The 12,740-nt window shown below is 53.5% G+C and carries 13 protein-coding genes; 11 read left to right on the forward strand and 2 right to left on the reverse strand.

All coding sequences use genetic code 11. The features are described from left to right. The first annotated feature begins 81 nt into the window (after positions 1 to 81). Entirely contained in the window at positions 82 to 1,923 is a 1,842-nt protein-coding gene (locus tag RDY34_RS00285) for a protein-disulfide reductase DsbD (RefSeq protein WP_308073197.1), read from the forward strand. Positions 1,924 to 2,333: 410 nt separating this feature from the next. On the opposite strand, the gene RDY34_RS00290 is transcribed toward RDY34_RS00285, so the two are convergent. Then, positions 2,334 to 3,530 carry an acetate kinase gene (locus RDY34_RS00290; protein ID WP_308074166.1) on the reverse strand — a complete coding sequence of 399 codons (1,197 nt, stop codon included), beginning with the start codon at positions 3,528 to 3,530 and terminating at the stop codon, positions 2,334 to 2,336. A gap of 348 nt (positions 3,531 to 3,878) precedes the next feature. On the opposite strand from RDY34_RS00290, the gene RDY34_RS00295 reads away from it, so the two are divergent. From RDY34_RS00295 to RDY34_RS00340, 10 genes are all read left to right on the forward strand, one after another. Further along, positions 3,879 to 4,178 (forward strand): HLGFF motif protein, encoded by a 300-nt coding sequence (locus RDY34_RS00295; protein WP_025457793.1) that lies wholly within the window; start codon positions 3,879 to 3,881, stop codon positions 4,176 to 4,178. Further along, positions 4,178 to 4,363, forward strand: a complete 186-nt coding sequence (gene ccoS, locus RDY34_RS00300; RefSeq protein WP_003688317.1) for a cbb3-type cytochrome oxidase assembly protein CcoS — start codon at positions 4,178 to 4,180, stop codon at positions 4,361 to 4,363. Before RDY34_RS00295 ends, ccoS begins: the two co-directional genes overlap by 1 nt. Further along, positions 4,353 to 5,663: an MFS transporter gene (locus RDY34_RS00305; RefSeq protein WP_308184439.1), complete on the forward strand. Its 1,311-nt coding sequence runs from the start codon at positions 4,353 to 4,355 to the stop codon at positions 5,661 to 5,663. Before ccoS ends, RDY34_RS00305 begins: the two co-directional genes overlap by 11 nt. Positions 5,664 to 5,820: 157 nt before the next feature. Continuing rightward, a complete protein-coding gene (gene dnaQ, locus RDY34_RS00310; RefSeq protein WP_308074168.1) occupies positions 5,821 to 6,555 on the forward strand; it encodes a DNA polymerase III subunit epsilon in 735 nt (244 codons plus the stop codon). Continuing rightward, a complete protein-coding gene (gene ispD / locus RDY34_RS00315) occupies positions 6,552 to 7,241 on the forward strand; it encodes a 2-C-methyl-D-erythritol 4-phosphate cytidylyltransferase (protein WP_308074169.1) in 690 nt (229 codons plus the stop codon). The genes dnaQ and ispD overlap by 4 nt, the downstream gene beginning before the upstream one ends. Positions 7,242 to 7,272: 31 nt before the next feature. Further along, a complete protein-coding gene (ispF, locus tag RDY34_RS00320; RefSeq protein ID WP_304675303.1) occupies positions 7,273 to 7,755 on the forward strand; it encodes a 2-C-methyl-D-erythritol 2,4-cyclodiphosphate synthase in 483 nt (160 codons plus the stop codon). A 76-nt stretch (positions 7,756 to 7,831) separates the two neighbouring features. Further along, positions 7,832 to 8,503 carry a ribose-5-phosphate isomerase RpiA gene (gene rpiA / locus RDY34_RS00325; RefSeq protein WP_118792281.1) on the forward strand — a complete coding sequence of 224 codons (672 nt, stop codon included), beginning with the start codon at positions 7,832 to 7,834 and terminating at the stop codon, positions 8,501 to 8,503. 68 nt (positions 8,504 to 8,571) lie between these two features. Continuing rightward, complete coding sequence (locus RDY34_RS00330; protein ID WP_308074172.1) at positions 8,572 to 9,246, forward strand: thermonuclease family protein; 675 nt, start codon at positions 8,572 to 8,574, stop codon at positions 9,244 to 9,246. Between the two features lie 15 nt (positions 9,247 to 9,261). Beyond that, positions 9,262 to 9,441, forward strand: coding sequence for a hypothetical protein (locus RDY34_RS00335; RefSeq protein ID WP_003708735.1), 180 nt, complete (start codon positions 9,262 to 9,264; stop codon positions 9,439 to 9,441). Further along, a complete protein-coding gene (locus tag RDY34_RS00340) occupies positions 9,425 to 10,171 on the forward strand; it encodes an amino acid ABC transporter permease (protein WP_308074173.1) in 747 nt (248 codons plus the stop codon). Before RDY34_RS00335 ends, RDY34_RS00340 begins: the two co-directional genes overlap by 17 nt. An 899-nt stretch (positions 10,172 to 11,070) precedes the next feature. On the opposite strand, the gene RDY34_RS00345 is transcribed toward RDY34_RS00340, so the two are convergent. After that, on the reverse strand, positions 11,071 to 12,489 hold the full coding sequence (locus RDY34_RS00345; protein WP_308074174.1) for a sulfatase-like hydrolase/transferase: 1,419 nt from the start codon (positions 12,487 to 12,489) through the stop codon (positions 11,071 to 11,073). Positions 12,490 to 12,740: the final 251 nt, after the last annotated feature.

Raw genomic sequence — 12,740 nt, forward strand, 5'->3', positions numbered from 1 at the left:
GTGTTCGGCAAAAATGCGTATAGGCTGGGACAATGGGGGTTTTACATAAATTAAATCTTACCGTCAACCTTACCTTTTATAATGTGGACAAATTATTTGTCTGAAACGGATTCGATTATGAAAAAACTGATTTGCCTGTTCGCCGTATTTTTGATGTTGTGCGGACGGGCTTTCGCGCTGGATGCGAACGATCTGCTGCCGCCGGAAAAGGCATTCGTGCCGGAGCTTGCCGTTGCCGACGACGGTGTGAACGTCCGTTTCAAGATTGCCGACGGATACTATATGTATCAGGCGAAAATCGTCGGCAAGACCGATCCGGCGGATTTGTTGGGACAGCCTTCTTTCAGCAAAGGTGAAGAGAAGGAAGACGAGTTTTTCGGCAGGCAGACGGTTTACCATCACGAGGCGCAGGTTGCCTTTCCTTATGCAAAGGCTGTCGGCGAACCGTATAAATTGGTTTTGACCTATCAGGGCTGTGCCGAAGCCGGCGTGTGCTATCCGCCCGTGGATACCGAGTTTGATATTTCCGGCAACGGCACTTACCATCCGCAAACCGACGAACCGGTATCTGCCAAAGACCGCTTTTTGCAGCCTTCTGCCCCAAACGGCAGCGGGGCGTTGCCGCCCCTGAAGGGGGACGAGGGCGGCGACAGCCGTTTCAAGCTGTCTTGGGATACGCTCAACGCCAATCTTTTGGCGTTTTTTCTCGCCGGTTTGGGTCTGAGTTTTACCGCCTGTATGTATCCCCTGCTGCCGATTGTTTCCAGTATCGTGGTCGGTGACAAAAAGGCGGGCAAGGCGCGGGCGTTTGTGCTGTCCGTCGTTTATGTCCAAGGTTTGGCTCTGACTTATACGCTGGTCGGCATTGTTGCCGGACTGACGGGCGCGTTGCTGACTGTATGGTTGCAGCAGGCTTGGGTGGTGTTGGCGGCATCGGCTTTAATGGTCGTCTTGGCACTGTCTATGTTCGGGCTGTTCAATATCCAGCTTCCCAACACCGTGCAGTCGTATTTCCAAAACCAGAGCAGCAAACTTTCAGGCGGTAAAATCGTTTCCGTCTTTATTATGGGCATATTGTCCGCGCTGATTGTCGGGCCGTGCGTCGCCCCGCCGCTGGCATTTGCTTTGGGCTACATCGGTCAGACGGGCGATGCGGTTTTGGGCGGTTTGGCACTTTACACTTTGGCGTTGGGCACCGGCGTTCCGCTGATTGCCATCGGCACGTTCGGCGGGCATATCCTGCCTAAGGCGGGCGATTGGATGAATGCCGTCAAATACGCATTCGGCTTCATCCTGCTAGCCGTCGCCGTTTACCTTGCCACGCCGCACTTGCCCTATTATCTCGTCGTCGCGCTGTACACGCTGCTGATGCTGGTTCCTGCCTTTATGCTGCTGGTCAACGGACGCAGGCAGAAACGCCGTCCGAAAGCTGCGGCATTCGCATTGGGCGGCATATTGCTGATAGGCGGCGCGTGGTTCGGCTGGCAGGGCGCAAACGGCAAAACAACCGCGCTGCACCATTTCCTGACCCTCAATCCGCCGGCCGAAGCAGGCAAATCTTCGGAACACGGCAAAATGTTTGCCGATACTGCCGCGCTGAAGGCGGCGATGGATACGGCGTTGAAAGAACATCCCGACAAACCCGTCGTTTTGGATTTTTATGCCGACTGGTGCATTTCCTGCAAAGAAATGGCGGCATACACGCTCAATCAGCCGGAAGTGCATCAGGCTGTCGATATGGAACGCTTTTTCCAAATCGACGTAACCGCCAACACGCCGGAGCATCAGGCGTTGTTGAAAGAATACGGTCTGTTCGGGCCGCCGGGCGTGTTTGTCGTCCGCGCCGACGGCAGCCGCAGCGAGCCGCTGCTGGGTTTTGTCAAAGCAGACAAGTTTATCGAGTGGTATGAACAAAACCGCTGATTCCGATGTTTCAAATGCCGTCTGAAGTTCTCAGACGGCATTTTTGTCAGAAAGGAAAACGGCAATATCCACTATACACACGGAAGCAGTCCAAAGATGTGAAAACTATGTGTATAAGTCGGTTTGATTATTGAAATTAAAAGATAAAAATACAATGATTAAAAAATAGGCATAAGAAAAGATAAACACAGCCGGTGTTTGCCGGTGTGTGTATCTTTTGTGGGTAAATGTTTTAAGAATATGTATTTTATAGAGAATAATAGACTGATTAAAAAATAGTCAGTCATCCGGCAGGAATGTGTGCTGGCAAACGTAATGCCTCGGCGGCGTAAAGTGCCGTATCGTTCGGACGCAGGGGGCAGAAAAAAACTGCCTCCGTTTCCGGAGGCAGTTCGCGTGAGGATAAAACCTTACAAGCCGCTCAAACGGGCGGTATCGTGGGCAATCATCAGCTCTTCGTTGGTCGGAATGACCACGGCGACGGCTTTGCTGTCGGCAGTGGTAATCACGCCGGCGTTGCCGAAGCGGGCTTTCAGGTTGGTTTCTTGGTCGATGTTCAGACCGAGGAAGCCCAAGTAGCCGATCACGCGTTCGCGGATGATGTCGGAGTTTTCGCCGATGCCGCCGGTAAAGACCAGTGCGTCCAAGCCGCCTGCGGCAACCGCCATACTGCCGATGTATTTGGCAAGGCGGTAGATAAACATATCCAAGGCCAATTTCGCACCTTTATGCCCCTTGGCGGCTTCTTCTTCAATGGTGCGGCAGTCGTTGGACAGGCCGGAAATGCCGAGCAGGCCGGATTTTTTGTTCAGCATTTCGGTGATTTGGGCGATGGTCATATTGGCGTTTTCGGCGAGGAAGCCGAATACGGAAGGATCGATGTCGCCGCTGCGCGTACCCATTACCAGCCCTTCCAGCGGAGTCAGGCCCATACTGGTGTCGCGTGATTCGCCGTTGGCGACGGCGGTGATGGACGCGCCGTTGCCCAAGTGGGCAATAACCATACGCAGGTCTTTTTTGTCTTTGCCGAGGAAGCGCGCGGTTTCGTCGGCGACGAAGCGGTAGCTGGTACCGTGCGCGCCGTAGCGGCGCAGGCCGTATTTTTCATAGTATTCTTGCGGAATGGCGTATTTGTAGGCGTGTTCCGGCATGGTTTGGTGGAAGGCAGTGTCGAAAACGACGACGTTGGGCAGGCCTTTGAAAATGCTTTGTGCGGCACGCAGACCCAAGAGGTGGGCGGGGTTGTGCAGAGGGGCGAGCGGGATGCATTTTTCGATGCCGGCAATGACTTCGTCGTTAACGAGGATGGATTCGCTGTACAGTTCGCCGCCGCTGACGACGCGGTGGCCGATGGCGCCGATGCGGCTGTCGAGGCCGTGGGCTTTGAGTTCTTCCATCAGGGCTTCGACTGCGCCGGTGTGGTCGGGCTTGGCAGACAGGTCGACTTTGTGTTTTTCGCCGTTTACTTTGAATGTGATGTACGCGTCGGGCAGGTTGAGTTTTTCGGCAAGGCAGCTGAGCAGGACTTCGCCGCTGCCGTTATCCAGGACCGCGCCTTTGAGGGACGAGCTGCCGCAGTTCAAAACCAAGATCAATTTTTGGGACATTTTCTTACTCCGGAAAGTTTCAGACGGCATTGGAATCGAACACGGATACTAACCGGATTCGTGCCGAATCCGTTTTGCCTTCCTTGACGGGAAAGTAGTGGGGCCGTCTGAAACGGTTGATAAAAGAAGCAGGCTATTCTAGCAAAAAATCTTTGCAATTGCTTGGCTTAATCGGGCGTTTGCGTGAAAATGGCGGAAGTCGGGTATTTTGACGGGGAAGGGAAAATATGCGGTTTGCCGGTGTTTTTCGAGGTTGCGGAGAGGATTCTTTGCATTTTTCCCATTCAAGCTGGTACATTCGCCCTGTTTTTAGTTGATGCCGTCTGAAAAAAGGCGGGTGGGGAATTTATGCATTATTTCAGTATTCATGACCAATCGGGACAGCATATAGGCTTCTTTGTCTTGCTTGCCGACGATGAATCGGAGGCGCGGCCGCAGAGTGGGCGTTTTGCCGTTAAATTGGAAGATGGGGCGGGCAACCATGTCCTTTCGCCGTTTGCCCAGACGGAAATTCCCCAATATTGGCGTGTCGTCAAAGACCGTATCGAGCTGTTTTTTGACGAAGCGGCCGTAGGGACTTTACGCAATGAGTATTTGAACGTGTCGGGGCAGACTTTTATTCTGACCGACCTGACCGGAGCGGTGTAATGGAAAGTATGTTTATTCTGGTGCCTATCAGCATTATTTTGGCATTTGTTATCGGCTGGTTTTTTTGGTGGTCGGGTAAAAACGGGCAGTTTGACGACTTGGAAGGGCCGGCGCACCGCATTCTGATGGATGATGATTCGACAAGTAAACTGATTGAAAAAGAGAAGGAAAACGATGGACGCTAAAAAAGGCGGTTTGGGACTGGTTAAAAGCCGCCGTTTCGCCCCGCTTTTCGGCACGCAGTTTCTCGGTGCGTTCAACGACAATGTGTTTAAAACCGCGCTGTTTGTGATGATCAGCTTTTACGGTTTGGGAAAAAATGGCGTTCTGCCTGCCGGACAGATGTTGAATTTGGGTGCATTGCTGTTTATCCTGCCGTATTTCCTGTTTTCTGCACTGTCGGGACAGTTGAGCAATAAATTCGACAAGGCTGTTTTGGCACGTTGGGTCAAGGTGCTGGAAATCATCATTATGGTGGTGGCGGCATACGGGTTTTATATCCGGTCTGCCCCGCTGCTCTTGCTCTGCCTGTTTTGCATGGGCGCGCAGTCGACGCTGTTCGGCCCGCTGAAATACGCCATCCTGCCCGATTATCTCGACGACGAAGAGCTGATGATGGGCAACAGCCTGATTGAATCTGGTACGTTTATCGCCATCCTGTTCGGTCAGATACTGGGGACTGCGGTGGCAGGTGCGCCGCCTTATATTGTCGGGATACTGGTTTTGCTGGTCGCCGTCGGAGGCACGGCCGGCAGCCTGCTTATGCCGTCCGTACCCGCCAAGGCTGTCGATACCCAAATCGAGTGGAATATTGTCCGGGGTACAAAATCCCTGCTTCGTGAAACGGTGCGGTACAAACCCGTCTTTACCGCCATTATCGGTATTTCGTGGTTTTGGTTTGTCGGCGCGGTCTATACTACGCAACTGCCGACCTTTACCCAAATCCATTTGGGCGGCAACGACAATGTTTTTAACCTGATGCTTGCTTTGTTTTCCATCGGTATTGCCGCCGGTTCGGTACTGTGTGCCAAGTTCAGCAGAGAACGGCTGATGTTGGCTTGGGTAACGGTTGGTGCGTTGGGTTTGACGGTTTGCGGCCTGGTTTTGGTGTGGCTGACGCACGGACACCGTTTTGAAGGGCTGAACGGCATTTTTTGGTTTTTATCGCAAGGATGGGCATACCCCGTCATGCTGGTGATGATGCTGATCGGCTTTTTCGGCGGCTTCTTCTCCGTACCGCTCTATACTTGGCTGCAAACCGCCAGCAGTGAAACTTTCCGTGCCCACGCTGTTGCCGCCAACAATATCATTAACGGTATCTTTATGGTTTCCGCCGCCGTTTTGAGTGCGGTACTGCTGTTTTTGTTTGACAGCATTTCACTGCTGTATCTGATTGTCGCCTTGGGCAATATTCCGTTGGCGGTATTTTTGATTAAGCGCGAAAGGCGGTTTTTAGGCGCGGCGGCAATCGGGGAAAAACGGTAAATGCCGTCTGAAAAAATCGTCCCCAAAATACACAATACGCCTGCCCAATGTTGTGAACACGCTGTGAATAAGTGGGTTTGTGCATTGAAATGAAAATAGAAAAATACGCTGCCTAAAAAATAGTCAGCAGATGGAAAATTTGAAGAAAGAAGCAGATATGATTCAACGCCAAATCATCCTCGATACCGAAACCACCGGCCTGTATGCCGACGGCGGCGACCGCTTGGTCGAGTTTGCCGGTCTGGAAATGATCAACCGCCAAATGACCGACAAAAACCTGCACCTTTATGTCCACCCCGAGCGCGATATGCCCGAAGAGGTGGCACGCGTCCACGGCTTGACGATAGAGGTTTTGGAAGGGAAAAACGCGCCGCCGTTTGCAGAGGTCGGCAGGCAGATTGCCGATTTTCTGCGCGGTGCGGAACTGATTATCCACAATGCCAAATTCGACGTGGGCTTCCTCAATATGGAGTTCCGCCGGATGGGGCTGCCGACTGTCGAGGAACTCGGCTGTACCGTTACCGATACCCTGGCGATGGCGCGCGAGATGTTTCCGGGGCAGAAAGCGAGTCTGGATGCTTTGTGCAACCGTTTTTCCGTCGACCGCAGCAAGCGCGTCCTGCACGGCGCATTGATTGACTGCGAACTTTTGGGCGAGGTCTATCTTGCTATGACACGCCAGCAGTTCGACTTGATGGGGGAGACCGCAGAGGAAAAAATGGAAACCAAACCCGTGGCGCATACCGAAACCAAACGCAGCGGCAAACTGAAAGTCATCAGGGCGGACGAAAACGAGTTGGCGGAACACGGGCAATATTTGGACGGCTTGGGCGAAGCCTGTATTTGGCGTAAGGAAGCCGTGCCGTCTGAAAACGGCGGGGAAAACGCATGAAACGCAAAAATATTGCCCTGATTCCCGCTGCGGGCATCGGGGCGCGTTTCGGTGCGGACAAACCCAAGCAGTATGTCGAAATCGGAAGCAAAACCGTTTTAGAACATACGATTGGGATTTTTGAACGGCATGAGGCCGTCGATTTGACCGTCGTTGTCGTCTCGCCCGAAGACACGTTTGCCGATAAGGTTCAGACGGCATTTCCACAGGTTCGGGTGTGGAAAAACGGCGGACAGACCCGCGCCGAAACTGTCCGCAACGGTGTGGCAAAACTGTTGGAAACCGGTTTGGCGGCGGAAACCGACAATATTCTGGTACACGATGCCGCCCGATGCTGCCTGCCGTCTGAAGCCCTGACGCGGTTGATAGAACAGGCGGGCAACGCCGCCGAAGGCGGAATTTTGGCAATTCCCGTTGCCGATACGCTCAAGCGCGCAGAAGGCGGACAAATCAGTGCCACTGTCGAGCGGACGAGTCTTTGGCAGGCACAAACGCCGCAGCTTTTTCAAGCGGGTTTGCTGCACCGCGCATTGGCTGCGGAAAACTTGGACGGCATTACCGATGAAGCCTCCGCCGTCGAAAAATTGGGCATCCGCCCTTTGCTGATACAGGGCGACGCGCGCAATTTGAAACTGACGCAGCCGCAGGACGCATACATCGTCAGGCTGCTGCTCGATGCCGTCTGAACTTCAATTCAAACCATCAGGAACACAAACGATGACAAACATCCGTATCGGACAGGGCTACGATGTCCACCAACTGAGCGAAGGCAGAAAGCTGATACTCGGCGGAGTTGAAATCCCATTTGAAAAAGGACTGCTCGGACATTCCGATGCCGACGCGCTGCTGCACGCCGTTACCGACGCGCTGCTCGGCGCGGCAGGTTTGGGCGATATCGGCAGCCATTTCCCCGACACCGCCGCAGAGTTCAAAGATGCGGACAGTCGCGCCCTTTTGCGTGCGGCGTATCAAAGCGTTCAGGCGCAGGGTTGGCAGGCGGTCAATGTCGATACGACCGTGATTGCACAGAAACCCAAACTCGCGCCGCACATTCCGCAAATGCGTGCCAACATCGCCGCCGATTTGGGTATCGATATTTCGTGCGTCAACATCAAAGGCAAAACCAACGAAAAACTCGGTTATCTCGGGCGCATGGAAGGCATAGAGGCGCAGGCGGCGGTATTGCTGGTACGGATTTGAACGCGGCGGGCAGGACGTGCAAAAAAATGTTAAGATGGCGGCTGTTTGTTGATACGGTTTCCCAAAGGACAAAAATATGACGACACAAGACGAACTCAAGCGCATCGCCGCCGAAAAAGCAGTCGAATTCGTACCCGAAAATGAATATATCGGCATCGGTACCGGCTCGACCATCAACTTTTTCATCGAAGCCTTGGGCAAAAGCGGCAAAAAAATCAAAGGCGCGGTATCTACTTCCAAAAAATCCAGCGAACTGCTTGCCCAGTACGACATTCCCGTCGTTTCTTTGAACGAAGTGTCCGGTTTGGCGGTCTATATCGACGGTGCGGACGAAGTCAACCACGCCCTGCAAATGATTAAGGGCGGCGGCGGCGCGCACCTCAACGAAAAAATCGTCGCCAGCGCGTCCGAAAAATTCATCTGCATTGCGGATGAAAGCAAATATGTTTCACGTTTGGGCAAATTCCCACTGCCCGTGGAAGTCGTCGAAAGCGCGCGTTCGCTCGTGTCGCGCCGCCTGCTCGCTATGGGCGGACAGCCCGAACTGCGTATCGGCTACACCACGTTTTACGGTAACCAAATCGTCGATGTCCACGGCTTGAATATCGACAAACCGCTGACGATGGAAGACGAAATCAACAAAATCACCGGCGTGCTCGAAAACGGCATATTCGCCCGCGATGCCGCCGACGTGTTGATTTTAGGTACGGAAGAGGGCGCGAAAGTCATCTATCCCTGCCAAGGGTAATCCTGACGTTAAGATGCCGTCTGAAATCCGGTTCCGATATGTTCAGACGGCATCGGCATTTGAAAAATATGCAGATTAAAAAAATCATGAAATGGCTTCCCGTCGCCCTGTCGCTTTTGGGCGCGTTGGGTTATACGGGATACGACAGCGAGCTTGTCCGTACCGGTATTGCCGTACTGAATGAATTGGGTGTAGAGGAGGGTGCGGGTAGGTATGAAACACCCGTTCGCCGACGGGCATCGGCAAAATCCGGGCGCAGCTACACAGGCACGGTGTCCAAAGTCTATGACGGCGACACCCTGCACGTCATCGACGGCGACGGCGCGAAACACAAAATCCGTATGGCGTATATCGATGCGCCGGAGATGAAGCAGGCTTACGGCACGCGTTCGCGCGACAACCTGCGCGCGGCGGCGGAAGGCAGGAAAGTCAGCGTGCGCGTGTTCGATACCGACCGCTATCAGCGCGAAGTGGCGCAGGTTTTTGTCGGCAAAACCGATTTGAACCTGATGCAGGTGCAGGATGGGGCGGCGTGGCATTATAAAAGTTATGCTAAAGAACAGCAGGATAAGGCGGATTTTGCCGACTATGCCGACGCTCAAATTCAGGCGGAAAGGGAACGCAAAGGATTGTGGAAAGCTAAAAATCCGCAAGCGCCGTGGGCGTACCGCCGGGCAGGCAGGAACGGCGGGGGCAATAAGGATTGGATGGATTCCGTGGGCGAATGGTTGGGCATTTGGTAAAGACACCGCACGGCTTTGAACGGCAAATGCCGTCTGAAAACCGCGCGTCCGGCATTTTTGCGGAAACGCGCAACCGCCGTCTGCCGCGATAAAAAAGTTCAGGCGGCGGTTTTTACGGTAAAATGGCGGATTATTTTGAAATGGCGGCAGTTTCGCCGGTTTTTGATACGGACACTATATGGATTTTCGTTTTGACATTATTTACGAATACCGCTGGATGTTCCTTTATGGCGCACTGACGACACTGGGGCTGACGGTCGTGGCGACCTCGGGCGGTTCGGTATTGGGGTTGCTTTTGGCATTGGCGCGCCTGATTCACTTGGAAAAAGCCGGTGTGCCGATGCGCGTGCTGGCGTGGGCGTTGCGTAAGTTTTCCCTGTTGTACGTTACCCTGTTCCGGGGCACGCCGCTGTTTGTGCAGATTGTGATTTGGGCGTATGTGTGGTTTCTGTTTTTCGTCCATCCTTCAGACGGCATTTTGGTCAGCGGCGAGGCGGCAGTCGAGCTGCGTCGGGGATACGGCCCGCTGATTGCCGGTTCTTTGGCACTGATCGCCAACTCGGGGGCGTATATCTGTGAGATTTTCCGCGCGGGCATCCAGTCTATAGACAAAGGGCAGATGGAGGCGGCGCGTTCTTTGGGTATGACTTATCCGCAGGCGATGCGCTATGTGATTCTGCCGCAGGCATTGCGCCGTATGCTGCCGCCTTTGGCAAGCGAGTTCATCACGCTCTTGAAAGACAGCTCGCTGCTGTCGGTCATTGCCGTGCCGGAGTTGGCCTATGTTCAGAAAACGATTACGGGCCGGTACTCGGTTTATGAAGAACCGCTTTACACCGTCGCCCTGATTTATCTTCTGATGACGACTTTCTTAGGCTGGATATTCCTGCGTTTGGAAAAACGTTACAATCCGCAACACCGCTGATTGGAGTCATATCAACAAAAAGCCGCCCCGGTATTCATTTGAGGCGGCTTTTTTGTGGCAAATTTATAGTGGATTAACAAAAACCAGTACGGCGTTGCCTCGCCTTAGCTCAAAGAGAACGATTCTCTAAGGTGCTGAAGCACCAAGTGAATCGGTTCCGTACTATTTGTACTGTCTGCGGCTTCGTCGCCTTGTCCTGATTTTTGTTAATCCACTATAAATTCAAAGAGAAAACGCCCTATGCCGTCTGAAAGCCTTTCAGACGGCATCTGTCAGCCTCACGCAAGAGGGAATCTCAGTTGTTTGGTTTCAATTTTTTGGGGTGATGTATGAGCCGTCATTCCCGCGCAGGCGGGAATCCTGTCCGTTCGGTTTCCGTTGTTTTTGAGTTTCGGTTTTTCCGATAAATTCCCGTGGCTTTGGATTCCCGCTTTCGCGGGAATGACGAATCCATCCATACGGAAACCTGCACCACGTCATTCCTACGAACCTACATCCCGTCATTCCCACGAAAGTGGGAATCCAGAACGTAAAATCTGAAGAAACCGTTTTATCCGATAAGTTTCCGCACCGACAGACCTAGATTCCCGCCTGCGCGGGAATGACGGCGGAGGAGTTTCAGTTATTTCCGATAAATTTCTGTGGCTTTGGGTTTCTGGATTCCCGTTTTCGCGGGAACGACGGCGGAGAAGTTTCGGTTTTTCCGATAAATTCCCGTGGCTTTGGATTCCCGCCTGCGCGGGAATGACGGTGGATGGTTTCTGTTTTTTTGATAACTTCCTGTGATTTTGGATTTTTGGATTCTTACAAAGCGACGATGAAAAAAGTGGGCTTGAGGGGGTCGGCCTGTCTGCAAAATGCCGTCTGAAGGCTGTTGGTGCGTTCAGACGGCATTGTTGTTATTTGATTTTGAAGTGCAGCCAGGCGACGTGCCCCTGTTTGAGGTAGCGGAAGGTTTCATTGAGGTTGCCGACGGGCGGCGGATGGTCGCCGACGATGATGACTTCCGTGCCTTTCATTTCGGGGCGTCGGATTAAATCCGCCAGTTGGTCGAAGAATTGGGTGTGCAGGCTGAAATTGCGGCAGAGGTCGGTTTCGGCGGGCAGGCCGTATTCGGTGCATTTGAGCCTGTGGTTGAAAATGTCGGATTCGGGATAGTCGGCGTGGCTGGTCAGCGTCATCCAGTAAAACAGTCCCTTGTCGTGTTTTTTGAAAAATGCCGACACTTCGCCGAACAGCTCGCTGTCGCACACGCCGCTGAAAATGGCGCAGGTTTTTTTACCGATCAGGTTTTCGGCGGTTTTGATTTCTTGAAAGCCCGCCCTCGGATACCAGCTGAAGCGGTCGTAAAGCGAACTACCCGCGCCGTGCATCGCAAAGGTGGCGTAACCTTCTTGTTTCAAACGGTTGGGGAGGCAGCGGGCAAATTTTTCGTCGGGCGCGCGGCGCAGTGCAAACCCGCGCAAACCGCCGTAGGCGCACAATTCGCGCATTTCGCCTTCGACCGTCGCGCCGATAAAGGGAAAACTGCCGCTTTCCCAAACTGAAAAACGGTCTTTTTGCGCCAGCAGTTTGGCAAAAGTGGCGTTTTGAAGTTCGGGATTGGCCGGCAGCCCCCAAGATTCGGCGACGATAAAGAGGATTTTTTGAGATTTCGGCTCGTTCAGATGCGTGGCGGCACGCTGTTGATTGCCCAAGGGGAGGAAGACGGGATCGACCAGGCCGGCGGTAATAAAGTCGGCATTCTGGCTGACGGTGTAGAGCATCGCCTGACTTTTGGCGTAATAGAAGTTGTTTGCGCCGAAGATATTGGCCATCCGCCCCCGGTCGTAGTAACTCAAATGGCCGGTGAAATAGCCGGCTGCCGCCACAACGGCGGCGCAGACGGCAAGGTGTCGGAAGTCGGTTTTGGCGGTGGCTTTCTGCAACACAAACGGCATCGCCAGCATATACAGCAGCAACAGCCCGGTCATTATCTGATAAGGGGCGGGGGCGGTCAGGATGAAGGGGACGAGGTTGATGGCGCCGATGAGGTCCATAAAAGGGAAAAGCTGGATCACCATCATCAGCCCGTCAAACAAAACTGCCAGCCAAAACGCCAATACGCCGGTAATTTTGACGAAACGCCAAGGCAGGGCGATCAGCAGCGCGGCGGGAAGGTAGTCCAAATTGACAATCGGGCGGGCGGTGGCGGTCAGCAGTGCCAAAACCCAAAACATCGCATTGGGAGCCAGCAGTATCAGCAGGGACAGCAGCAGCCGTTTCGGCAGGAATGGCGGCAGCGTCCATTGTTTGGAGAGCAGGGCGTGAATATTCATCGTATTTCCTTTTCGGTTGAAACCCCGCCACTCGGACATCTGTCCTTCGGGGCGGCAGGATCAGACTTTATTTGGGAGGCGTAACCCCTTCCAAATCAGGGCAACACATAGGGCGGTGCTTTATGTGTCGTCCTGTGTGTTGAAACATCTGCATTTCTTTCTGAAACAGGGGTATTTAAAACAGAGAACCGGATGGCGGAACGATGCCGTCCGGGCGCGAAAGTGCAGCACAGTGCGGCAGGGGGCGCGCA

It is taken from the genome of Neisseria polysaccharea, assembly GCF_963392925.1.
Classification (GTDB): domain Bacteria; phylum Pseudomonadota; class Gammaproteobacteria; order Burkholderiales; family Neisseriaceae; genus Neisseria; species Neisseria polysaccharea.

Coding starts and splice junctions, on each gene's coding strand:
- RDY34_RS00285 (WP_308073197.1), top strand. CDS start 82: ATGTGGACAAATTATTTGTCTGAAACGGATTCGATTATGAAAAAACTG.
- RDY34_RS00290 (WP_308074166.1), bottom strand. CDS start 3,530: ATGTCCCAAAAATTGATCTTGGTTTTGAACTGCGGCAGCTCGTCCCTC.
- RDY34_RS00295 (WP_025457793.1), top strand. CDS start 3,879: ATGCATTATTTCAGTATTCATGACCAATCGGGACAGCATATAGGCTTC.
- ccoS (WP_003688317.1), top strand. CDS start 4,178: ATGGAAAGTATGTTTATTCTGGTGCCTATCAGCATTATTTTGGCATTT.
- RDY34_RS00305 (WP_308184439.1), top strand. CDS start 4,353: ATGGACGCTAAAAAAGGCGGTTTGGGACTGGTTAAAAGCCGCCGTTTC.
- dnaQ (WP_308074168.1), top strand. CDS start 5,821: ATGATTCAACGCCAAATCATCCTCGATACCGAAACCACCGGCCTGTAT.
- ispD (WP_308074169.1), top strand. CDS start 6,552: ATGAAACGCAAAAATATTGCCCTGATTCCCGCTGCGGGCATCGGGGCG.
- ispF (WP_304675303.1), top strand. CDS start 7,273: ATGACAAACATCCGTATCGGACAGGGCTACGATGTCCACCAACTGAGC.
- rpiA (WP_118792281.1), top strand. CDS start 7,832: ATGACGACACAAGACGAACTCAAGCGCATCGCCGCCGAAAAAGCAGTC.
- RDY34_RS00330 (WP_308074172.1), top strand. CDS start 8,572: ATGCAGATTAAAAAAATCATGAAATGGCTTCCCGTCGCCCTGTCGCTT.
- RDY34_RS00340 (WP_308074173.1), top strand. CDS start 9,425: ATGGATTTTCGTTTTGACATTATTTACGAATACCGCTGGATGTTCCTT.
- RDY34_RS00345 (WP_308074174.1), bottom strand. CDS start 12,489: ATGAATATTCACGCCCTGCTCTCCAAACAATGGACGCTGCCGCCATTC.